A 24,638-nucleotide genomic window follows, 5' to 3' on the forward strand; every position below is an offset into this window, starting at 1 on the left:
ATAATGGCAGTGGCCATTCCCTTTCAAGGGAATGGCCTTTGGCTTCCTCCTAATAGGTATATCCCCAATAACTAAGGAGTGAGAGCAATGAAGAAACCAAATATATTGTGGATTTGCACGGATCAGCAGCGTTACGACACGTTAGGGTGTTATGGTAATACGTATGTCCAAACGCCTAATATTGATCGGTTGGCCGAGAAAGGGACCTTGTTTGAGCAAAGCTATTGTCAGAGTCCCGTCTGTTCGCCGAGCCGGGCCAGTTTCCTGACAGGCCGTTATCCAAGAACGACTAAAATTAGACAGAACGGTCAATCGATTTCTACGGAGGAGGTATTGGTGACGCGGTTGTTGGCTGAGAATGGTTACACCTGTGGTTTGGCAGGCAAGCTGCATATTTCTGCTTGTCATCCATCGATTGCTCCTTCCATGGAAGCACGCATCAACGACGGTTATTCCGAATTCCGATGGTCCCATCATCCCATGCCGGACTGGCAGACAAATGAATACACCCAGTGGCTGCAAAGCAGAGGGAAGATTTATGGCGTATCGCCGATTGAAGATTGCAAATATGTTCAAATTGGACCGGATGCTGAGGATCAACAGACAACTTGGTGTGCTGAGATGGCCATTAATTTTATTGAAACAAGCGCTTCCTTCGACCGTCCATGGCTGTATTCTGTCAATATGTATGATCCGCATCATGCCTTCACACCAGATGAAAAACGTTTAGCCAGATACGTTAAACAACTGGAGTCTCTGCCAAGCCCTTCTTATAAGGAAGGCGAATTGGACAGTAAGCCTGAGTTCCAGAAGAGAGACTCGTTAGCCGCTTACGGGAAGAAGAATTTTTATCCATTTGCAGAAATGACGGAGAGGGATCATCTTTATTTGCGGGCGGCGTATTGGGCGATGGTTGATCTTATTGATGAGCAAGTCGGTAGAATGATAGAAGCGCTGGAGCGCAGTGGTCAGTTGGATAATACCATGATCATATTCATGTCCGATCATGGCGAGTTGCTTGGCGATCATGGCATCTATCTGAAAGGCCCTCATTTCTATGATCCATCCGTTAGAGTTCCTCTTCTTATATCTTGGCCAGGGAAAGTCCTTGAAGCTCGCAGGTTAAAGGCCATGGTAGAGTTGGTAGATCTTGCTCCCACATTGCTGGATGCTGCTGGGCTGCCGATCTACGCGGGAATGCAGGGCCGTTCCCTATGGCCGTTATTGACGGGAAGTGTAACACAAGACAAGCACAGGGATGATGTATACTGCGAATTCTACAATTCTCAGAGAAGGAAGGATCCTGCTTATGCAACAATGATCCGCACCCAAGCGTTTAAACTGGTCGCCTGTCATGGTCACAAATTGGGAGAGTTGTATGATCTAAGTAAGGATCCGGGAGAGACGGTCAATCTTTGGAACGATGCTGCCTACACTTCCGTCAAACTGGAGCTGTACCAGCGACTGTGCGACCGTATGGCAGAAACTGCGGATCCACTTCCTGTGCGAACAACGAATTTCTAGCAAGCATACAGAAGAACAAAGGAGGTACTTTGGTGAATAAGAAGAATATTGTGGTTATCATGACAGATCAACAGCGGGCTGATTTGAGAGCGCTTGAGGGATATTCATTGAATACGACCCCTTATCTAGACGAGTTGGCGAGAAAAGGCTGCTGGTTTGACCATGCTTATACAACGATGCCCGTATGCGGTCCAGCCCGCTCAAGCTTAATTACTGGACGCTGGCCAAGCTCTCATCGCGTGAACAGCAATGATTGCTTGAAACTGGCTGAATATGAGAAGGATCTGTTCGCTGTCGCCAAAGACAGTCAATATGCTACTGCTTTGATAGGGAAGAATCATAGTCCGCTCATCCCCGATCAGGCTGTCGACTATCATTATCTACAAGGGCATTGGGGTGGCTTTCAAGAAGAGAAGACGGATATGGAGGCGAGCTACGATAAGTGGCTGAAATCCCTGTCTCAAGTCAGTATGACAGCTACTCCTTTTCCTCCTGAATGTCAACTGCCTTATCGCGCGGTTTCCGCTGCGAAGAGATGGATCGATTCGTTAAACGAGCAACCGTTTCTCCTGTGGCTGAGCTTCCCTGAGCCGCATAATCCGTATCAAGCACCAGAGCCTTATTATTCCATGTTTCCTCCGGAGAAGCTCCCTCCGCTTGGCGCCAGCAAGGAAGATCGCCTCCGGAAGGGAGAAAAGTGGGTCTTTTACGGTGAGCAAATGGAGAATTTCCTTCCTGATCATGAGGAAAGAATCGCAAGAGCACGATCTAATTATTTAGGCATGTTGAGGCTTATTGACGATCAAATTCGCCGTTTGGTCCTGCATTTAGAGGAAAATCACATGCTCGATCATACACTTATCGTGTTCTTATCCGATCATGGCGATTTTGTTGGAGAATACGGCTTGATGAAGAAAGGTCCCGAGGCTCCTGATATCTTAAGCCGCATTCCGATGCAATTCTATGGTGCAGGAATTCCTGCAAGGGAAGCAGCTCACGACGCACATGTGTCTCTCGCAGATGTGATGCCGACACTCTGCGAGGTGATGGAGTCTGAAATTCCAATGGGGGTGCAGGGCAGAAGCTTATGGGGGCTGCTGAATGGCGAAGCGTATCCGAAGAAGGAATTCGCCAGCGTAATGACAGAGCATGGTTATGGCGGACTCTATCATCTGGGAGAAGGTTCAGCGGATATGGATTCAGTAGGCTCGGTTACTCATGGTATAGCTGAGTTTAATGAGCTGAATCGCTATACCCAATCCGGCTGGCTGAGGACGATTAGGAAAGACGCATGGAAGCTGAACATGGACATGCATGGCAGAGGTGAACTGTATAATGTCAGTCATGATCCGCTAGAGCTAAATAATCTGTATGACTCTTCCGAGCATAGGGATATAAAGTGCGAAATGTTAGGCACATTGTCGATGTGGTTAATCCGAACACAGACGGCGACGCTGACGGACTCTCCCTATTATCCGATAAAACGGCATCCAAGAAACTATTTGAACAAGTAACTAAGTTCCAATTGATGATGTTTGAAATAGCTTATCCTATGCTACTAGAATAACTGAAGGAGGTTTCGATTTATATGAAGGAAAGTATTAAGAGATCCGTTCGAGGTGCTATTTATTTGCCTGCGAAGCCGTATAATGCGTACCAGATGTGGAAGGAATATGAACAAGAAACCGTAGAGCGGGATTTGACATATGCCCGTGTTTTGAATCTTAATGCGCTTCGAGTCTGGTTAAGTTATGAGTATTGGCTTGAGGATAGGGAGTCGTTGGCTAGTGCCTATGAACATTTCTTGCAGACAGCGGCAGCGAACGGGCTTGCCGTTATGCCAGTGCTTTTTGAGAAGGTCGGCATTGAACCTACCGCTGAGAATTGCTCCAACAAGGATCCGTTAACGGCCGTTTGCGTCCATTCGCCATCAAAGGATATTTATGAAAATCCCGCACGCTATGGAGAAACAGCTGGGTTCGTTCATTGGTTCATGGAACGATACAAGGATGATTACCGACAGTTGGCTATTGAGGTTATGAATGAGCCGAGGGGGAAGATGCGACTTCACTTTGCCAGAGAAATGTTTAAGGAGGCAAAGGCTCTACAAGGCACACTGCCTCTGACAATTGGCTGCATCGATATCGAAGACAATATGTATTTTGTCGACCTCGGAATTGATATTCTACAGCATCATATGAATTTCCCGAAATCAGAGAATTGGATTCATGAGCGCCTAACGAAAGTGGTCGAGTTTGGCGAATTGCTGGGCAAGCCGGTGTGGCTGACGGAATGGCAGCGTCTGCGTCCTGTCTCTAACGGCTGGGGAGAAACCCCGTTGGCTGATGACGAATGGCAACCAGATTATGCACCTTACGCTATTATTTTGGAGCAATATCCCCAGCTGGGCCTCTTCTTCTGGTCACTTATGCTGAAGGCGGCGTATCTGCGGCCCCAAAGAATAAAAGGCACGTTGAATGGGATTTTCCATGAAGATGGCTCGGTATGGAGTCTGAATGATGCGAGAATGATCTCTGGCAATCCTGAGCTGGAGCTCGAAGAACGCCAGGAATGGCCGGACTGGTTGAAGGATATTCCAAATGTTTATTTAAAATAAAGTCTGGACTTAAATGTTAAGACACTGCGGGAAGGGGGCACTATGTCCGTATTCCTCCTGCTGGTGTCTTTTTTACGCATGTGATTTATCGGAAGGGGGAGTTATTGTAGAGATGGCTTTTGGATTTCCATGAAATGATGCTTGTCTAAAAATGCAGTCATATGACAAAATGAAAATTAGCTGTACATTCTGAAGCTTGGGAGACAACGTATGCATTCACGATTTTTTAAGCTGTTTTTTTACAAAAAGAGCATCCAAGCTAAGGTATTCTTAAGCTTTGCCACTGTCATATTGGTTTCGTTAAGTCTGGTCAGTGCGATTATTTATCACAGTTTGACCAATACGATCAAGCAAAATGCAACACAATTTATACTTAGTTCTATGCAGCAAGCGGATGATCATCTCCAAACGATATTTAAGGATATGGATCAGATGAGCTCCGTTGCAGCTACGAATCAAGAGATCGTTGTTCCGTATATCAAGAGTCCCTCGGAAGAGCTTTCCTATGAAGCTTTTCTGGAACAAAAGCTTGTCAAGCAATTCCTCTCGTCTTTGAAAGCCTACAAATCCTATATCTCCAGAATTTCTATTGTGGGTTTAAACGGAAAAATCATTTATGAGGGCAATCCCATTCTGAGCAAATCCGTCTTGCAGGATCAAGCGATTGAGCAAATTAAAGCTGCGGATGGCTCGAAGATATGGCTCAAGCAGAAAGGCGACGGGTTTTTGTGGAATGAAACCGTTACCATCGGTAGACTGATTAAGTCAGATAAAGAAGCTATCGGTGTAGTAATGATTGATATTGATTTTGAATTATTTATGAAAACATATCAGATCCAACCGTTGGACGGCATGGAAATTGTCGTAACAGATAAGTCGGGAGGCATTGTGTTCAGTTCGGTTGATGAGCATCAACCCGACCCAGTAAGGGAAGCGGCGATGGCAGTCGGTTATCAAACTGAACGGAATGATCAAGGTACAGTAATGGAGTTAGAGGGGAAAAAGTATATTGTCGCCAACTATAAGTCTGCATATACCGGCTGGTCTACGATCGGCATTGTACCGGAGAGCACACTTGTGAAAGACTCGATTCGGCTGCGCAATCAGATTATCGAAGTGGTGATTCTTGTATTTTTCCTTGTGCTCTTGCTCTCGGTTAATATTGCCCGGCAGATTACGAAAAATATCCGAAATTTACAAAAGACCATGAAACGCGTTGAAGAAGGCGATATGATTACACTGTCTCATATTACCTCGAAGGATGAAGTCGGTGAGCTGAATAAGACCTTTATTCACATGGTTACCCGTCTGAAGGAAATGATGAAGCAGATTCAGCTGCGAGAAGAGCAGAAGCGTGAAGCGGAGCTTACCGCACTGCAGGCTCAAATCAGTCCGCATTTTCTCTATAACACACTTAACACGATTAAATATTTAGCACGATTACGCAATGCGGTGAATATTGAGGAGGTTACAACATCCTTAATTCAATTGCTGCGCGGTGTTGTAGGTAATACGCGCCAATACGTTACGATCGAGGAAGAACTCGCTTATATTCGCGGCTATATTACAATCCAGCAATATAAAGACATGTATCAAATGGATGTCGACTGGCATGTCGATCCTGAACTGCTGCGGTGTAAAACGGTCAAGCTGCTCTTGCAGCCAATCGTCGAGAATGCGATTATTCATGGATATAAACCAGGAGATTCAGAACGGCTTCTAACAATCAGCCTCCAAAAACAGGGGATGAACGATATTGTCATTGAAGTGACGGATAACGGTCCTGGGATGTCAGATGAACAAATCCTTCGCATATTAAGTGGAGAAATGCGTCAAAATGGCTATACGTTTAATGGAATTGGAATAGCCAATGTTCACGAGCGTATACGTATGATGTTTGGTAAACACTATGGTATTCACATTCTGAGTGAGATAGGACTCTATACGACAGTCACCATAACCATCCCTATGCTGAATGAAGGAGATACCCCTTATGTATAAAGTACTCATTGTGGACGATGACATCCTGGCCCGCAATTATTTAGTAACGCTCATTCCATGGCTGGCCTTTGACTTCCGGATTGCTGGACAAGTAACGAATGGGTCAGAAGCCATGTTGTTCATAGAGACTAACAAACCAGATATTGTACTACTGGATATGAATATGCCGGGCATGAGTGGAGTTGAGCTGTGCAAATGGATGCAAGAGAAGGATCCGACAATCTTATTTATTGTGCTCAGCAGCTACGATACGTTTGATTTTGTAAGGGAATCCTTGAAATCCGGGGCTATTGATTATTTACTGAAGCATGAAGTTCAAGCCGAGAATTTGCTGGAGGTTCTGAATAAAGCAAAAGCAACACTCGACAATCGGTCATCGGCCATGAAACGGAACGAGGAGTTGGAGCGAAATTGGGATTTGACGAATCACCGTAAAGCTATTGAACTTAGTCGCGAGCTTCTATTAGGCAGGAATTCCGACGTTCAGCTGGTTGAAGAGCATCTTACCCGCAATCTGGGTATGGAGTTAAAAAATGTGATCATTGTTACTCTACAGGTCGTGCATTTCAGTGTGCTTACGGAGTCTTTGACAGAGGATGAGAAGCAAATCTACATTCGATCTATTAGAGACCTGTATTGGCAAAGTCATGTAGACGGGAACCAATTATTCTTCTATTTGGAGGATGGCCGCTTTGCTGCGCTTTTAAGCTATCCCGAGCACCGAAGCGAAGGTGCGATTGCGCAAAAGTTGGATAGTGAGCTGCGGAGGCTGGAAAAAGCGATGCACCATTTTCTAAATGTTCGAATTGTGTTTGGCGCTAGTGCTGCAGCGAATCAGCTATTGCAAGCCAGAAATCAATTCCTGGCCGCATCCCGCTTGCTGGAAGATCGTTTACTTCAGCAATTTACCGGCACTAAAACAACAGGTGATGGGCTGGAAGAAGCAAAACCGGCAACTTTTCTTCAGCTGGATCAGGAACGTGATTTGCTTACTGCACTAAATCTTCAGAATCGAACACAGGTTCATGCGATCGTTCAACATATATTTTCATCACTGAAGGATTCACGCATACAACATGCCGCAACGATCCAGAATATGCTTAAAGAGCTGCTTACGATCGCACATAAAGTATGGCGTAATAGAGGACTTGGTGACATGAAGCCTGGCAATAACTATACATCCGGTTTATGGAGAGAGCAGGCTGAGAGATGCATGACCGTAGCCGGTATGCGAACATGGGTGACAGATTACTATGATGTCGTGTTAGATGAAATGATGCGCCAGGATACGAGAGCAAACACGCCATATGTCAACCAAGCGATTACCTATATCCGCAATCATTATGCCGAGAATATTTCTCTGGAGCTTGTTGCTAAAAGTATCGGCATTACCCCGTCTTATTTAGGCAGGTTGTTTAAAGATGAGGTTGCTCAAAGCTTTACAGAATTTGTAAATCAGTACAGAGTCAGCATGAGCAAGCAGTTGTTTGAGCAAGGCATGTCGATCAAGCACATCTACGAATCCGTAGGCTTTAGCAGCTATAACTATTTTTTTAAAGTTTTTAAGGACATTGAAGGTGTTACACCACAAACATTTGTAAAATGCAAGCTGCAGCGATAAGCAGCTGTAAGCTAACGGCATTCACAAACATGCAACATCAGCCAGGTGCTTCTGTCATGGACAGACTGGTAAGCTGGGGCAAGTTGTGGGGGCCGTTTGCTGTTTATGAAAACGTTTGTATTTTTTTGTAGCTTTTGTTTAGCTTTTTAGAGTTTTTTACGATGTTGTATCAACTACAATAAGTACAAGCAACGCACCAATACATCATACAGGGGGTTCATATTCAATGAGAAATAAGAGATCCAAATCTCTGCTTGTAGCTACCTCGCTTACGATTGCTATGACAGGAATTTTAAGCGCTTGCAGTAAATCGACTGACACAACGGATGCTCCAAGTACGGCGAGTGCATCAAGTAAAGCGCCGTCTCCTTCGAGTACAACCGGCTTTCCGATTGTAACAAAACCGCTTACCCTTAAAATGCTGCAACGGATTGCCCCGAATGCGGGCCCAAGTAAAGATTTGCTAGTATGGAATGAATATGAAAAAAAGACAGGTATTAAAGTGAATGTCGAAGATGTACCAACCGAAGGGTTTACAGAACGAAAAAATCTTGTATTTGCTTCCAATGAACTGCCAGATTTCTTCTTTCGGGCTGCTCTGACACCTCTTGAAACATTAAAGTACGGAACATCAGGACAGCTCATTCCGCTAGAAAAGTTAATTGACCAATATGCGCCGAACTTCAAGGCTTTAATGGCACAATTTCCTGAGATTAAAGCGGGTATTATGTATCCGAATGGTCATATTTATTCCTTGCCGATGATTGTAACAACGAAGGCCTCCTTGGTGCCAAAGCTTTGGTTAAATCAGAAATGGTTGGATAAACTCGGACTTAAACAGCCGCAAACAACAGATGAGTTAATTACTGTTTTGAAAGCGTTCCGCGATGGCGATCCGAACGGTAACGGGAAAGCGGATGAAATTCCGTTATCCACACAGCCATCCGAGAATAAAACCAAAGATAACTTCTCACTCGTGAATTTTTTTGCTGGGAGCTTTGGGCTGGATTTGCAATTCGATTATCGGGCCAATATTGAGAATGGCAAGGTGAAGCTGTGGTCGACGGATGATCGCTACAAAGCGCTGCTGCAGTTCCTGAATACGCTTTGGAAAGAAAAACTAATTGATCGCGAGTATTTCACACAAACAAATGCACAGTATATTGCAAAAATGACCTCAGGCAATATGGGGGAGTTCAGCTGGGGGAATAACAATCCGTTCGCGGCAATTGCAGATCAATATGTGCAGGGTGTACCTGTGAAAGGACCTATGGGCGATCAGAAGTTTTCGGTCTCTGATTCGATTACGAAGGTGTTCGGAACATTTGCCATTACGAATGTCAATAAAGAACCTGAAGCAACTATGCGTTGGATTGACTATTTTTATGGTCAGGAAGGCTCCACCTTTATTCGTTACGGGGTAGAGGGGCAGACGTTCAACTATGATGCGAATGGTGAAGCGGTATACGTTGATGCCATTGCTAAGGATCCAAAACCAGATGCAGCGGCATGCGCAAAAGTATCGCCGTATTGCGGAGGTGCATTCCCTCACTGGCTGAATGAGAAAAACGATTCCTTGGTAAACAACCAAGCTGTTGTGGATGCACAAAAGGTGCTGGATCCCTATTTACCTAAAGTGAAGTATGGTGTTCCGCTGTTTGATGAAGCTACTTCGAAAAACGTAGAGATGTTGCGTAACGATATTGATACCTATGTCAGAGAGCAGAGCGCTAAGTTTATTATCGGAGATCTGGATTTCAGTAAGTGGGATAATTATGTTGCGACACTAAAGAAAATGAAAAATGATGAATTGGAACGCATGTATCAAAGTGTGTATGACAATTTGCAAAGTAAAAAATAGCAGATACGGGGACGGCGAGAACCGTCCCCGATTAATGATTTCGGATAGGTGGGATACCCTTGTCAATCTTGCAAGCTAGGACAACAAACAGCAAGGAAGCAACACACCAAAGAAGGACTAAAGGAAAAGGTCAGTTACGACAATTCCGTGATAAATATGATTTGCTTCTTATGCTGCTGCTGCCCGCAGCTTATTATATCATTTTTCAATACGGCCCGATGTACGGCTTACAAATCGCATTTAAAGATTTTAATCCGGTAAAAGGCATTATGGGAAGTCCTTGGGTCGGCTTTGACCATTTTGAACGTTTTTTTGAATCGTACTATTTTGGCAGGTTATTGTGGAATACACTTTCCATTAGTCTATTCTCCCTATTATTTGCCTTTCCGATACCCATTATGCTCGCGCTGCTCATCCATGAGCTGCCGGGTAAAAAATTCAAAAAGCTTTTACAAAATGTTTCCTATGTGCCTCATTTTATTTCATTAGTTGTCGTTGTCGGGATGCTGCAGCTCATGCTCAAGCCTGAAACCGGCATTGTCAATGTTATTATTCAAGCCTTTGGCGGACATTCCATCGCTTTTCTTGAGAAGAGCGAATGGTTCAAAGCAATTTTCATCTCCTCTGGCATATGGCAAAACATGGGCTGGCAGTCCATTATCTATATTGCAGCATTGGCGGGCATAGATCCTCAACAGTACGAAGCGGCCAAGATCGATGGTGCTTCCCGTTTCAAGCGCCTTCTACATGTCTCCATACCCGGTATCATGCCCATGATACTCATTCTATTAATTCTGGATGTCGGCCATTTCATGAACGTCGGGTTTGAGAAAATTTTGTTAATGCAAAATAATTTGAATATGGCTTCAAGCGATGTGATCGCCACCTTTATTTATCGCACAGGTATTCAAAATGGTGAATACAGCTTTACGACAGCCATCGGTCTATTTAACAACATGATTAACCTAGTACTTCTGCTTACGATTAATCGGTATGCGCGAAAAAAAGCAGAAACTAGCTTATGGTAGGGGGTTCCAACATGTCGAATCGAATACAAAGCAACCGTATTGAAGATGGCCGGATCTTTAATCTAGTCGCCTACGCGATTGCTGCTGTGATTTTTGTCGTCGTTCTTTATCCGATTGTTTTTGTTGTCAGCGCCTCGTTCAGTAATCCAATGGAGGTGATGGCCGGTCACTTGGTGCTGTGGCCCAAAGGTTTTACCTTCGCGGCTTATGAAGAGGTATTTCGAAATAAAGAAGTGTGGGTAGGCTATCGGAATACGTTGTTGTATACGACGGCAGGAACCTTGTTCAATTTGATCTTAACCACACTGGCGGCCTATCCGCTTTCCAGAAAGGATATGCCTTGGCGAAGCTTTTTCATGTTTGGTGTCACGTTTACGATGTTGTTTCAAGGCGGAATTATCCCTACCTTTTTAATTATTAAAGATTTGGGGATGGTGAATACCGTGTGGGCGCTGATGATTCCGAACGCGATTGCAACCTATAATCTTATCGTCATGCGCACCTATTTCCAAACCAATATTCCTTGGGAGATGCAAGAAGCAGCTATGATTGATGGTTGTTCGAATAAAGGGATATTGTGGCGGATCATTTTGCCCCTTTCTAAACCAATCATGGCCGTCATGGTGCTCTTCTATGCGGTTAGTCACTGGAATGCTTACTTTAATGCCCTCATTTACTTGAGAGATCACAACTTGTATCCGCTACAGCTCGTGCTTCGTGGGATTTTAGTGAGTAATCAAAGTGCTATCATGGAAGGCTCCACCGATATTACAGAGTCTTTAATGCTGGCAGAGGGTATGAAATATGCATTGATCATTATTGCGAGCTTGCCGGTGTTGATCCTGTATCCTTTCGTTCAGAAGCACTTTGTTAAAGGGGTCATGATTGGCTCTATTAAAGGATAGATTTCGAGAGGAGATTCTTTACAATGAAGGGGAAAAAACCAAATATTATTATTATTCTGGCCGATGATTTAGGGTACTCAGATGTGGGCTGTTTCGGTGGTGATATCGATACACCCAATTTGGATAGACTTGCCACTCATGGTGTGCGCTTAACGGAATTTCACAATACGGCGAGATGTTCACCGTCAAGAGCCTCATTATTAACAGGTCTTCACCCACATCAAGCTGGCATGGCGCATCTGCAAGGCAGGTATGGCCCTTACACGAAGAAATTAAGCGAGAACTCCGTTACACTGGCGGAGGTTGTCAAATCTAATGGGTACAGAACATATATGTCTGGTAAATGGCATGTGGGAATCATACCGCCGCACGAACGTGGCTTTGAGAAGGCAACGATGTACAAGCCCCCAGGTTATTTCTCCAAGGAAGGCCACACAATAAACGGAATTCCAATGGAAGATGACCGGCTGACATCGCCGTTCTTCTCAACAGATCATATGACAGATCAAGCTATTGGTTATTTGGAATCACATACAACTCATACACCTGACGATCCATTTTTCTTATATATGGCGTATACCGCACCCCATTTTCCACTCCAAGCCAAAGAAGAAGATATTCTCAAATATAAGGGGCGTTTTGACCAAGGTTGGGATATGCTGCGAGAGGCAAAGTTTGAACGGATGAAACAGATGGGCATTGTAGATCCTTCTTGGAAATGCTCAATGAAGGAAACCTCGGCTGTCGAAGCTTGGCAAGATGAACCCCATCAAGCTTGGCGGATACAAGCTATGGAAGTATATGCTGCAATGGTCGAATGTATGGATCAGAATATTGGGCGAATTATAGCGAAACTGGAGGAACTTGGCGAGTTGGATAACACGTTTATCATGTTCCTATCAGATAATGGAGGGAACGGGGAATTCCCGACGATTAAAGATACATCCATCCTGCCAGGTGGCCCTTCATATCCAACAGAAAACGGTCATTACGGTTATGGTTGGGCCAATCTGTCGAATACGCCATTTCGTATGTTCAAGCATTATATTCACGAAGGCGGTATTGCTTCCCCGTGTATCATTCATTGGCCAGACGGGTTGAAAGAAAAGGGCAGTATCCGTAGATCACCTGCGCAATTAACTGATGTCATGGCAACGATTGTTGATATTACAGGGTCATCCTATCCAGATACGTTTAATGGTCATACCATTCAACAGATGGAAGGTGTAAGTATGATGCCAATCTTAGAAAATGATACTCCGGTGAAGGACTACATGTTCTGGGAACATGAGGGCAATTGCGGAATTCGTCATCATCAGTGGAAGCTAGTCCGATTCTACGATGAGCCGTGGGAGCTTTATGATATGGCAATGGACGGAACGGAAACTGAAGATCTTGCTAATAGGCATCCGGAGCTTGTCGAGCAGTTGCAGGAGGCATATCAAGCATGGACAGCTCGTGCACAAGTGCTTAGTAAGCCTGAGTACATGCAACATGACCTCAGAGAAGTAAAATTCGAGCAAGTAGTGGATATTGAGAAGCTCAAACGAACGATGCAAGCGATGAAGTGAAATCCTGTCATCGAAGAAGAAAGGGGCAGTAAGCGTGTTTATGACGAGTAAAAACCAAAAGCAAAATGCATATATCATGGGATATTTCCGTTCAGGGCCAGGACAATCTCACAAAACAGAGCAGCTTCATTATGCATTCAGCAGAGACGGCTTGCATTGGTATGAACTGAATGGCAATAAACCGGTATGGAAATCTTCAATAGGCGAAGGCATACTTAGGGATCCTTTCATTGCAAAAGGTGCCGATCAGCACTGGCATCTGGTATTTACGACACGCCCAATGGGACCATCCATTGGTTATGCGAGCTCGAAGGATTTGATTCAATGGACGAATGAAAAACCGCTTCAAGTCATGATGGATGTACCAGATACTGTGAACAGCTGGGCACCTGAGTTCTCATATGATGCCAAGGACGAGAGCTATTTAATCTATTGGGCGTCCAGTACGGGGAAGGATTTAAGCAACAGCAAGCATTATTGTGTGAAGACGAAGGATTGGGAACAATTTACGAAAACAGACCTGTTTTATGCGCCTGGGTTTCAGACGATTGACGCTTCACTTGCTGAACATGATGGGAAATATTACATGGCTGTCAAGGATGAAAGCCATGTTTACGAACCTGATCGCTATCCGCATCCTCCGATGAATTATGTGGCTATCTCCGATCAATTAGAAGGACCGTATGAGACACTTCCGGGCATCCAGACGCCTGATTATACGGAAGGACCTGAGTTCCTCTGGATCGAAAGCGAGAAGAGATGGCTGCTCTATTACGATTATTGGGCTTATGGCAAATACGGCATTATGTCATCTGCTGATATGCGGAATTGGTCCTCTGAGCTGGATGGAAGCTTAAGCCGATTCCCTCACGGAGCAAGGCATGGCACGATGTTTCCGGTAAGCGAAGCTGAACTTTCCAAACTTCTAGATACGTTTGCGCTCCGAGCACATTACCGTACAACGACATACGCCCCAGTCAGAATCGCCACAGAAGAAGAATCAGGCCATCTGCATGATGCTTTCAGCCTGCGCACGGTGCTATTGAATTTCCGCCCTACAACAGTTTCAGGGAAACAGGTGCTTTATGACGAAGGTGATTCGGTAAATGGCTTCGCATTACGAATACAGGATGGATTCATGGAAGGCGTTGTTTGCTCAGAGGGGCTAAAGCTAATGGTTTCTGCCAAACTTAGTGAAAACGCAACTGAATCATGGCAATGTGTTGCACTCAGCTATGCGGACGGACACTTAAAGCTCTACCTAAATAATCATTTGGCATCTGAGGACTCAGCATCTTTTCGTCTCGTTCGTTCTCATGCAAGTCAAGGCGGCTATGGGGGAAGATTTGGTACCGATGCTTTTGGAGATAGTGACGGGACTGCGCCGTTTCAGGGAGCGATTGAACATGTTCGTGTGTATGATGTTCCGCTATATGCTGAAGATATTGAAGCAGCTAACATTCGCTTTCGGCGATAGGAGGTTAGCCATATAGCCTTATAGTTAAGTTATTGCAAGAGCATGTATGAAGACCGAAGGTTATCGAGAATACAACAAAGGAGCTAAGCGGGCACAAGCCTCTTAGCTCTTTTTTAACTAAACAGGATCCGTTCTATGACAATGTAAGATGAAATAAGATGGTATATATGGATTTAGTTGAGGAGGGATTGCGTGCATTGGTCGCGTAAAGAGTTAAAGAGTAGAGCTAAACAAGTACTGCGCACATCGTATTGGAAAGCATTTCTAGTCAGCTTGCTGCTAGCCGTCGTTGGAGGCGGGGTTCCGAGTTGCAATTGGAATTCAAACAGTGGCTCGTCATCGTCCATTAACTTTGGTAACTTGGATCTAGGCATGGGCGGCGATATCTCGGATGGAGTAGGTGCACTTATTCTTGTTATCATCGTGATTGTTGCGATTGTAGTTGGCTTGGCAGCAATTGCATTCAGCATCTTCGTGTTGAACCCGTTCAAGGTGAATGCACAGCAATATTTTAAACAAGCCTCTCAAGGTGATGTTGACATGCACTATCTGCTTTACGTATTTGGCAAAGGGAGATATCTGGGCGCGGTTGCTGCTATGTTCTGGAGTGGGCTGCTTAATTTCTTATGGTATTTTTTGCTTGTTATTCCAGGTATTGTTAAGTCGTATGCCTACAGTATGGTTCCGTATATACTAGGTGATAACCCTACGATCGGCCGAAAAAGAGCCGTTCAACTCAGCAATCAGATGACGCGAGGCCATAAATGGCGTATATTTGTTCTGGATCTATCATTCATTGGGTGGTTTCTTCTCGGTGCCTTAGCACTTGGCGTAGGCGTGTTGTTCGTATTACCGTATTATAATTCTACAAAAGCAGAGTTATATATGGTATTGCGTCAGCAGGCATTATATGATGGACTAAGTAACGCTGAAGAATTAAATTTACCTATTTCTTAAGGAGCTGATTGTTGTGTCTGTCCAAGTAGCTGTGAGTAAGGCGCAAGCAACCACGACGACGTCCAAGCATTCGATCACGATGATTATGGGTATGTGGCTTATCATTGGTTTATTTATTGATGGTTTCGCCCATAACCATGGTGCAGTAGAAACTTTTTTTACACCGTGGCACGCGATTCTTTACTCTGGCTATTTGGCTTGCGCGGTATGGATTTTTATGATGATTCGTTCGAACAAAATCAGCAGTCAATCAACCTCTTGGTTCACAGCGATTCCTGTCGGCTACAAGCTTGGGGTCGCGGGTGTCATTCTCTTCTTTGTAGGCGGGCTTGGTGATATGTACTGGCATACGGTGTTTGGTATTGAAAAAAATATCGAAGCCCTGCTTAGCCCTACGCATCTGCTGCTTCTATCAGGCGCCTTAATGATTCTGACAAGTCCCTACCGTGCAATCAGCGCTGCTGAAAAGGGGACTGCACCGACGTTTCGCCAATTGTTGCCGGCGTTAACTTCGATAGGGCTTACATTTACGGTGTTCGCGTTCTTCCTTATGTACGCATGGTCGTTTCGGCAGAATCTATGGATGGCCAGAGGAGAGGATGCCATTGGCAGAGCAGTGGTGGATTTCCTCATTACGACGATGATTCTTGTGATTCCATTGATGTTCGTTCTGCGGAGATGGAAACTCCCGTTCGGTACGGTTTCGTTCTTCTTTCTATTTGAGTCGGTATTCCTAGCGGTGCTCGACGGATTTAGAGATTATAGCTCGATTATCATTTTGCTTATTAGCGGTGTGATCGGTGATCTATTATTTCGAGAGATCAAAGAGCGGGACGCGACAGATTGGCGATACAAGGCCGTATTCTTTACCCTGCCTGTCTTGGTGTGGGGACTATATTTCGCACATTTGAAATTATTTGAAACGTTGAACTGGTCACCAGAGCTTTGGGGCGGCTCCATCTTCTTATGCGCATTGACTTCACTAGGTTTAAGTATTCTTGCAGCACCTGTTTCACCCCACAAAAGCGAATGAGAGTAAAGCTAGTGCCCTTAACTTGCTTAGTTGTACTCCTATCCGCATGCGGTTCATCGGCCACCACGACAATTGATATGTCCGATATGTCCAGTATGTCGGGTATGACGATGGCCACGTCTACAGTGACACATCAACATACGAGCGATGCGATTGCTCATTTTTCGGTGGATTCACCGAATTATTTACCGAAAGAATTATCCAACATCACGGTTCTGGTTCAAAATAAATGGAATCGCCCCATCGAGAAATTCGATGTTGTACACGAGAAACTCATGCACCTGATTGTGGTTAGTAAGGATTTGTCCTACTTCGAACACTTGCATCCAACCTATGCAGGCGCTGGGCGATTCGATGTCCAAACGTCGTTCCCGGCAGGAGGCTACTATCAGCTTATTGCTGATTTCACGCCAACAGATCTAGGAGAAAGTGTGCAGTCCCATTGGTTGACGATTAACGGGAAGGTGCCGAAGCTTGTTAAGCTGCAGCCGGACAAAAGCTTAACGAAACAGGTCGGTGACAAGGAAGTCACCCTAGCCTTTGATCATCTCATGGCGGGCATGACGCTGGATATGGTGTTCACGTTTAAGCAGGGAGCTGACAAAGCACCTGTAACAAACCTGCAGCCATATCTTGGGAGTATAGGACATGTTGTTGCCATCAGTGAGGATGGAAACGATTTTGTCCATGTGCACCCGACGGAGACTACTGCAACCTCGGGTCCAAACGCGGCGTTTAAGATTTTGTTCCCTTCGAAAGGGATCTACAAAATTTGGGGCCAGTTTCAGCAAGACAACGAAGTGTTCATCGTTCCTTACGTGATTAATGTAAATTTGTAATATAAAAGAAATATAGTAGTCATCTGCCATACATGTTAAGCGGTTATAATAAAAGACGACCCCCTTTTAAAATATAAACCTTTAGACCCGCAGCCCGTTGCTGTGGGTCTCTTTTTGCCCATCTATGGTACAATAGATGCATACATCGAATAGGAGTGAGAGAAGAATGACTGCAGGCGTAAATGAGCAGGAGCTATTACAATTCATTATCAGTAAAACGAAGGCAGATCCGAAGCAAATTGAGTTAGTTTTGAAGCACGAGAAAGCCTATATCGCCAAAGCGGAACAAGGCTCGAAAGGTGCTGTAGATATCGACAGCGATGACTTGATCGATCATATTCTGGGCCGACCCGACGTGAAGCTAAGTGAGCTTGCGGTGGACACGATTCTGGAAGCCGAGATGGAATATTTGATGAAAAATGGCATGGCCGGCTACATCGACTAAAACATCTGACTGCCCTCACGTAGAAAACATCTACGTGGGGGTCTTTTTATTTGAAAACACGCTCGACGCGAAATAGCTGGAAAATATCCTGTTATTTTCTGGATATTTATTGGTTTTAAAGGAATAACTGGATTTTATGCAGCTAATTTAACTCTTTTCTTCTGGGAACCCGAAATGGAAGAAATTAGATGTAGGTTATCCAGTTAATCGTAAATTTCGAAGGAAATGAGCTGAAATAGATGTATATTTTCCAGTTAAACTGCTGCCGCACCGCGCGCAACTCCCAGCTCGAGTGCCTGCCACACGATGGCTGTCAAACCCGTGAGGCCTGTGGGTAGGGGAGGTTAGGAAAAGAGTAGCTTGTTGGAGTAGGAGGTAAATTGAGGGATAGAAAGTGTTGATAGGAGTTGGTAGGGCAGGGGGGAGAAAAAAGTGAGTAGTGAGTGTAGTGAGTGTAGTGGGTAATAGTAGTAAGAAGTTAGAAAGTAAGTGGCATGAGAAGTATCATTAAAGTAACTTTAAAGTTAATTGATTAACATGTATTGACTTTATATTCGGGCAATTGCATAATGAGTTTAGGAATTATTATGTTATTTAATTAACTTATAAATTATCTAATTGGAGGTTTTCCTTTACAATGAGCAACCAACCGAGAGCTGAATATCCTAGACCGCAATTTGTACGAGATAGCTGGATCAATCTAAATGGAGAATGGCAATTCGAGTTCGATGATGCTTCCATAGGAACGAAAGAACAATGGCATAATGGCGAGAGAGCGTTCTCACAGAAGATTCAAGTTCCTTTTGCTTTTCAGAGTCAATTAAGCGGTATTGGCAGTAATGAATTCCACGATGTCGTTTGGTACCGCCGAGAGCTCGATATTCCACAGTCGTTTGATGGTAAACGAATTCTGCTTCACTTCGGCGCAGTGGATTACCTAGCATCGGTTTGGGTGAATGGCATTCTTGTAGCGACTCACGAAGGTGGTCATACGCCATTCCATGCGGATATTACGGAAGCACTCCAAGCGGGGACGAATAAGCTCGTTGTGAAGGCTGTGGATTTCAGCAAAGACGTAACACTACCTAGAGGAAAGCAGTATTGGAAAGCGGATTCCGCTAGCATTTTTTACACAAGAACAACTGGGATTTGGCAAACAGTGTGGTTAGAGGCTGTTTCTGCGAACGCTTATTTAGATAAGGTGAAGATGACACCAGATATCGATGCGAAGCAAATCGAAATCAAATACGAAATCGAAGGAATCGACGCACATTCGGCGTCCAAGTACCAATTGAAGGTTGCTATTTCTTTTAAAGGCGAGCTAGTTTCGGAAGATGTGTATGGGATTAAGAGCGGGACAGGTGCACGGAAGATCCGTTTGAATGATTTTAATGATCATGGGCTTGGCGGATGGTGGACACCAGAGAAACCGAACTTATATGATGTTACGTTTACGCTGCTAGTTGATAATGAGGTTGAGGATGTTGTAGGAAGTTACTTCGGTATGCGCAAGGTTTCGATCGAGAATGGCAAATTGTGCCTGAATAATCGTCCGTATTTCCTGAAAATGGTGCTGGATCAAGGCTACTTCCCCGATGGAAACTTGACACCGCCGAGTGACGACGCGATTAAACAAGATGTTGAGCTTACCAAAGCGATGGGCTTCAACGGTGCTCGGAAGCATCAGAAGCTGGAGGATCCGAGATTCCTGTACTGGTGCGATGTTCTTGGGCTTGTGGTTTGGAGTGAAGCGGCGAATGCTTATGAGTATTCGGATAAATATGTAGGTCAATTTACGAAAGAATGGATCGCTTCGATGGAGCGGGATTATAATCACCCGTCCATTATTGCCTGGGTACCGCTCAATGAAAGTTGGGGAGTCCCGAACATTCAAATTGATAAACTGCAGCAGCAGCATGCGTTAACGATGTATCATTTGAGCAAATCTCTGGATCCAATGCGCCCAGTTATCTCGAATGATGGATGGGAATTGGTGACGACCGATTTATTCGCAATTCACGATTATGAGTGGCGGGAAGAGGTTCTGAGTGAGCGTTATAGCTCTAAGGAGAAAGCCGTCCATGCGATGCCGGCGAATCGTCGATTGTTTGTGGAAGGTTTCCCTTATCAAGATCAGCCGATCCTTGTAACCGAATTTGGCGGAATTGCTTACAAGAAGAGTGAATGGGAAGGTTGGGGCTACTCCGGTGCAGATAACGACGAGGACTATGAGCAAAAGCTGCGCGCCGTCATTCGTCCACTCCTGAACTCGGGAGTTGTCCAAGGGTACTGTTATACGCAATTGACGGATGTTGAACAGGAGATCAATGGGTTGTTAACTTATGATCGCAAGCCGAAAATTCCTGTGGAAATCATCAAAGCGATTAATGATCGTAAATAACAAACAAAGCCGAGGCTATTGCAGCCTCGGCTTTGTTTGTGTAAAGTTCTTGTGATAGTCGCTCCGCCTGGCCTGTCTAAGTCGAAAAATCGACTCACAGCCCGCGAAAGCGCGAGCCACGCCTTTCCGGATACTCCTCCGAATGATCGATTCGAATGACGACAACATTGGATAGCACAGTCCCTGTGTGAACGGGTTCGTTGACTTGATATTGATACGTTGCAGCTACCCACAGGGTGAGTCGTCTGACATTGGAATGATGAATAATCGAAGCGTCAAAGGTGATTTCGATGGTTGAACGTGGTTGCAGACAGCAAAATGTTGGCCATTCAGCAGTCTTTGATCCAAGGAGACTCTGCGTGTGCCTAACCAAGTCAAATATTGAGAATTCTGCCTAACGACAAAAAGCCGTCCCTCCAGTACGGAGCAGACGACGTTTTTGGCATTTACCCTTTGACAGCGCCAATCATGACGCCTTTCACGAAATACTTTTGAACGAACGGATAGAGGATCAGAATTGGTACAGAGGCAACCATGATGGTGGCATACTTGATCGTTTCTCCGATCTGGTGCTGATCGGCGGCATTGGCACCGGAGGACATCATGTCCGTGTTATTCGCGATTAGGATTTCTCGAAGGGTGAGCTGGAGCGGGTACAATTCGCGATCCTTCAGGAAAATCGAAGCCCAGAACCATCCATTCCATTTCTCGACGGCATAATACAAGATCATAACTGCGATAACTGGCATGGAAAGCGGGATAATGATTTTAAACAGGATAACGAAATGGTTAGCACCGTCCATTTTGGCGGACTCTTCCAAACTCTCAGGAACGGCCATAAAGGCTGTGCGCATAATAATTAAGTTAAACGTGTTGACGGCGAATGGTAAAATAGTTGCCCATAAGGAGTCGATTAGTCCGACGCCTTTCACGACAAGATACATCGGAACAAGTCCACCGCTGAAGAACATGGTGAGAATTACGATGAAAATAAATACTTTGTTCCACATGACATTTTTACGTGAGAGCACATAGGCGCCTAAAGCCGTGACAAGGAGATTAGTCGTAACACCAAAGACGAGAATAAATAAGGTGTTGCGGTAGCCTTTTAATATCGAAGGGTTTTTAAATACATTTTGATAAGCTTCCAGACTGAAGCCCAGAGGGCGATAGAGCAAGCCTTTATGGGTGATAAGCTGCGCACCGTCGCTAATGGAAGCGAAAGTGACATAGATGAGCGGATAAAGTGTTACAATCACTAACAAAATCAATAGAACATGGTTCACAGCGTAAAACATGCGGTCTGAATAGCTAGTTTTCATCTAAGACCCTCCTTCACTACCATAAGCTATTTTCACTAACTCGTTTACTAATCTTGTTGGCTGTAATGAGTAGCGCTAAATTGATGACGGAATTGAAGAGACCAACCGCCGCGCTATAGCTCCAACCAAATTCGAGCAAGCCTTTGCGATAAACGAAGGAAGAGATAACATCAGCCGTATCGTAGGTACTTGGATTGTAGAGTAAGATAATTTTCTCGAAACCTACGTTGAGCAAGTTCCCCATTCGAAGAATGAACATAATCGATATGGTCGGTAGAATACCAGGTAATGTGATGTGCCAAATGGATTTGAGTCGTGAGGCACCGTCCATTTTCGCAGCTTCGTATTGCTCCTGATCGATGCCCATGAGTGCTGCTAAATAAATGATGGATTCCCATCCAATTTTTTGCCAAATTTCCGATAATACATATATGGTTCGAAACAGCTCTGGCTTCTGCAGCATCGCTGTATCATTCGCGCCAAAATAAGTTAGTAACGTATTCACTACACCGCCGTTGTTCGTAAAATCTTTAATCATTCCGGCAATGACGACTAGCGAGATAAAGTAAGGCATGTAAGTAACTGTTTGCACAAAACGTTGGAATCGCTTATTCGCCAGCTCATTAATAAGAATAGCTAAAATAATTGGGGCAGGAAATTCAAAGCATAACGTATAGAGTGAAATCAGAACTGTATTTTTAAGAATGCGCCAGAAATAGTAACTGGTGAAAAAGTCATGGAAGTTTTGGAATCCGATCCATGGACTCCCGAGAATCCCTTTGATGGGGGTATATTCCTTGAAAGCAATGATGGCTCCATACATCGGCGCATAGTGGAAGATAAAGTAGTAAGCCAGTACGGGAACCATCATCAGGTATAAATATTTATTCAACAGAAAATCGCGCTTGAAGCGTACAGAAAAGTTAGCCTCCGCTGTTTTACGCATCATATCTCTCCTTTCGCCGAGGAAAATGAATCCCATGGAGAAGAGGAGTTTGCGCTCCCCATCCCCATGTTAGCTTCTAACGTTTGTTATAACGATCTAAGGATGCTTTCTTGATTTCGATTGCACGGTTCAATTTCACGGAATTGAATTTCTCCATATACTTGTCAAAGCTTTCAATTGGCTCAGTTCCCAAGATGATTTTCAGTGTCATTTCATCAACAATGGTGTTCAGGTCTGTCATGATTTTCGCAAGTTCTGTACTTTCTTCTGGTGTTGCTGTAATTGGCGGCAGTTTGTGTTTATCTACATCGGTTTTGGACCATGTAGTTAAAGCATCGCGTTGTGTTTGCAAAGCCAAATATTGTTCAATATAACGTTTATCTTGAATGAAAGGACCATTGTAGTTACCGCGGATATACATAGACATTGCTTGTGCTGGAGCCAATTTATCCGGATTTTTCATAAGCAAATCTGTGTATTTCGGATAGTTACCTTCCATATTGTATGAAACGCCGGGAGTTCCGAAGTTGAAGAATAAACCGCCTTCGGTGGAATAACCATAATCAAGGAGCTTAGCAGTCGTTTCAATGTTCTTGGAAGTAGCTGTAATCGCGACCGACCCGCCTGGTGCATTCGCAGGGTCTTTTTGACTGTACATCGCGATGTCACCTTTTTTGAGAACAGGATATGGAGCTGCGATCAGCACACCTTTAGGATCTTTGGCTGATATAAGAGGCTGCCATTTACCAATCCCTCCTCCTGCATTTCCTACAGTTACACCAGTAGCTCCTGACGCAATGTTCGCATCTAAGGATTTGCTGTCTGCCGTTGCAAAGTTCTTATCGATCAAACCTTCCGCATACCATTTGTGGAAGGTCGCAAGGAAGTCTTTGTAGCCTTTCTCAGCAGGACCGAACTTGATCGCGCCTTTATCATCCATGTAGAAATCACGTGTCACGCCGAATGCACTCGCGAATGCGCCGTTTGCCAATTCGTTGAAAGGTCTAGGAACACTCACGACGGAGAATGAAGCTGTGGCACCTTTCTTCTCTTTGAAGGCTTTGAGAGTGGTATACCACTCGTCAATCGTTTGAGGAACAGGAAGTCCTAATTCATCCAACCAGTCCTTGCGTACGATAGGTCCTTGGAAAACACGCAGCAAATCGTCGCCACGTATGAAGGGAAATACATAATAACTGCCATTGTCTGTTTTTACCTGCTTATCAATGTCTGGATGTTCTTTTAGATATTTCTTGAGGTTCGGTGCATATTTATCAATCGTATCATTCAATTTGAGGATATATCCGTCCTTGATCGCTTTTTCAGGTCCGCCTGGGAATTTACCTTGGAAATCATATTCGATCATATCCGGTAAATCACCTGTTGCTAGCATGACGTTGATGGCTTGATCCGCTTGGTTGGTTGGAGGTGCGGTAAACTTCATAGTAACGCCAGTTACTTTTTGCCAATTTTGGAAAAATGGTGTATCTGCATGCGTTCCTTTGACACCTGTTAAGTTACCAGTAACCTCTCCCCAGTAGGTCAACGTTTTGTCTGTTTTGAGCGGATAAGTAACGGCAGCGCCGGCGGCTGGTGCTGTTGAAGCTTTTGTCGCATCTGCGGAAGCTGCTGGACTAGGCGTACTTGTTGTTGAAGAGTTGGACGAACAGGCAACAACTAAACTTCCCATTAGAGATGTAGTAACCAACATGGTGAACATTTTTTTACTGTTTCTTTTCATGTGTTGACCTCCTAAAAGTTTTTCGCCAGAAAAACTGGCATCGGAAGCGTTACTTTGGTTTTTCGCCAAACATACTGGCATCGAAAGCGTGACTGGTGATTCGTCTAACACGCTGGCAGATGAGCTGATTCTCAAGAAATTGACCAGTAAAACAGGCTTCGGAAGTCTTGGGATGTTGTTGCCTGTGCTATACCCTAACTATATGATAACGCTTACATCATTGAAATCTCGAATATATCCAATTTCGTCTTGATAAATCTCGAAAGAATCTACAATATATCCAATTCCTTCGTGAAAAAAGCCAATTTCGGGTGTGAAAAGCTCCTATTTCATGAAAAAAGAGCGGTTG

19 protein-coding genes are annotated in these 24,638 nt (G+C 44.5%); 15 read left to right on the forward strand and 4 right to left on the reverse strand.

What is annotated here, in order from left to right; all coding sequences use genetic code 11:
* Positions 1-87: 87 nt before the first annotated feature.
* The 15 genes from ASG89_RS10405 (at position 88) to ASG89_RS10475 (ending at position 20,280) form a co-directional block, all read left to right on the forward strand.
* The gene (locus ASG89_RS10405) at positions 88-1,524 is read left to right on the forward strand and encodes a sulfatase (RefSeq protein ID WP_057310511.1); all 1,437 of its coding nucleotides are present in this window, start codon (positions 88-90) and stop codon (positions 1,522-1,524) included.
* 32 nt (positions 1,525-1,556) lie between these two features.
* Positions 1,557-3,038, forward strand: a complete 1,482-nt coding sequence (locus ASG89_RS10410; RefSeq protein ID WP_057310512.1) for a sulfatase-like hydrolase/transferase — start codon at positions 1,557-1,559, stop codon at positions 3,036-3,038.
* A gap of 74 nt (positions 3,039-3,112) precedes the next feature.
* A complete protein-coding gene (locus ASG89_RS10415) occupies positions 3,113-4,141 on the forward strand; it encodes a hypothetical protein (RefSeq protein WP_057310513.1) in 1,029 nt (342 codons plus the stop codon).
* Positions 4,142-4,351: 210 nt separating this feature from the next.
* Positions 4,352-6,142, forward strand: a complete 1,791-nt coding sequence (locus ASG89_RS10420; RefSeq protein WP_057310514.1) for a sensor histidine kinase — start codon at positions 4,352-4,354, stop codon at positions 6,140-6,142.
* On the forward strand, positions 6,135-7,763 hold the full coding sequence (locus ASG89_RS10425; protein WP_057310515.1) for a response regulator transcription factor: 1,629 nt from the start codon (positions 6,135-6,137) through the stop codon (positions 7,761-7,763). Before ASG89_RS10420 ends, ASG89_RS10425 begins: the two co-directional genes overlap by 8 nt.
* Before the next feature lie 226 nt (positions 7,764-7,989).
* Complete coding sequence (locus tag ASG89_RS10430) at positions 7,990-9,624, forward strand: extracellular solute-binding protein (protein ID WP_057310516.1); 1,635 nt, start codon at positions 7,990-7,992, stop codon at positions 9,622-9,624.
* 59 nt (positions 9,625-9,683) lie between these two features.
* A complete protein-coding gene (locus tag ASG89_RS10435) occupies positions 9,684-10,652 on the forward strand; it encodes an ABC transporter permease (RefSeq protein WP_235549701.1) in 969 nt (322 codons plus the stop codon).
* Between the two features lie 11 nt (positions 10,653-10,663).
* Positions 10,664-11,557 (forward strand): carbohydrate ABC transporter permease, encoded by an 894-nt coding sequence (locus ASG89_RS10440; protein WP_057310517.1) that lies wholly within the window; start codon positions 10,664-10,666, stop codon positions 11,555-11,557.
* Positions 11,558-11,580: 23 nt separating this feature from the next.
* Positions 11,581-13,128: an arylsulfatase gene (locus ASG89_RS10445; protein WP_057310518.1), complete on the forward strand. Its 1,548-nt coding sequence runs from the start codon at positions 11,581-11,583 to the stop codon at positions 13,126-13,128.
* A 40-nt stretch (positions 13,129-13,168) separates the two neighbouring features.
* Positions 13,169-14,605 (forward strand): family 43 glycosylhydrolase, encoded by a 1,437-nt coding sequence (locus ASG89_RS10450; protein ID WP_157276595.1) that lies wholly within the window; start codon positions 13,169-13,171, stop codon positions 14,603-14,605.
* A 192-nt stretch (positions 14,606-14,797) separates the two neighbouring features.
* Entirely contained in the window at positions 14,798-15,562 is a 765-nt protein-coding gene (locus ASG89_RS10455) for a DUF975 family protein (RefSeq protein ID WP_057310520.1), read from the forward strand.
* A gap of 13 nt (positions 15,563-15,575) precedes the next feature.
* Positions 15,576-16,595 carry a hypothetical protein gene (locus ASG89_RS10460; RefSeq protein WP_057310521.1) on the forward strand — a complete coding sequence of 340 codons (1,020 nt, stop codon included), beginning with the start codon at positions 15,576-15,578 and terminating at the stop codon, positions 16,593-16,595.
* Positions 16,592-17,434: a hypothetical protein gene (locus ASG89_RS10465; protein ID WP_063867809.1), complete on the forward strand. Its 843-nt coding sequence runs from the start codon at positions 16,592-16,594 to the stop codon at positions 17,432-17,434. Before ASG89_RS10460 ends, ASG89_RS10465 begins: the two co-directional genes overlap by 4 nt.
* Positions 17,435-17,600: 166 nt before the next feature.
* The gene (locus tag ASG89_RS10470; protein WP_057310523.1) at positions 17,601-17,879 is read left to right on the forward strand and encodes a hypothetical protein; all 279 of its coding nucleotides are present in this window, start codon (positions 17,601-17,603) and stop codon (positions 17,877-17,879) included.
* 637 nt (positions 17,880-18,516) lie between these two features.
* Positions 18,517-20,280, forward strand: a complete 1,764-nt coding sequence (locus tag ASG89_RS10475; RefSeq protein ID WP_057310524.1) for a glycoside hydrolase family 2 protein — start codon at positions 18,517-18,519, stop codon at positions 20,278-20,280.
* A 94-nt stretch (positions 20,281-20,374) separates the two neighbouring features.
* Here the strand turns inward: ASG89_RS10475 and ASG89_RS37595 are convergent, their stop codons facing one another.
* The 4 genes from ASG89_RS37595 to ASG89_RS10490 form a co-directional block, all read right to left on the reverse strand.
* Positions 20,375-20,653: a hypothetical protein gene (locus tag ASG89_RS37595; RefSeq protein WP_157276596.1), complete on the reverse strand. Its 279-nt coding sequence runs from the start codon at positions 20,651-20,653 to the stop codon at positions 20,375-20,377.
* A 73-nt stretch (positions 20,654-20,726) separates the two neighbouring features.
* Complete coding sequence (locus tag ASG89_RS10480) at positions 20,727-21,602, reverse strand: carbohydrate ABC transporter permease (protein WP_057310525.1); 876 nt, start codon at positions 21,600-21,602, stop codon at positions 20,727-20,729.
* A 16-nt stretch (positions 21,603-21,618) separates the two neighbouring features.
* Positions 21,619-22,551: an ABC transporter permease gene (locus ASG89_RS10485; protein WP_235549702.1), complete on the reverse strand. Its 933-nt coding sequence runs from the start codon at positions 22,549-22,551 to the stop codon at positions 21,619-21,621.
* A 73-nt stretch (positions 22,552-22,624) separates the two neighbouring features.
* Positions 22,625-24,289, reverse strand: a complete 1,665-nt coding sequence (locus ASG89_RS10490; protein ID WP_057310527.1) for an extracellular solute-binding protein — start codon at positions 24,287-24,289, stop codon at positions 22,625-22,627.
* Between the last annotated feature and the right edge of the window lie 349 nt (positions 24,290-24,638).

Origin of the sequence: Paenibacillus sp. Soil766, from assembly GCF_001428105.1 — a bacterium.
In the GTDB taxonomy this organism is placed as follows: domain Bacteria; phylum Bacillota; class Bacilli; order Paenibacillales; family NBRC-103111; genus Paenibacillus_E.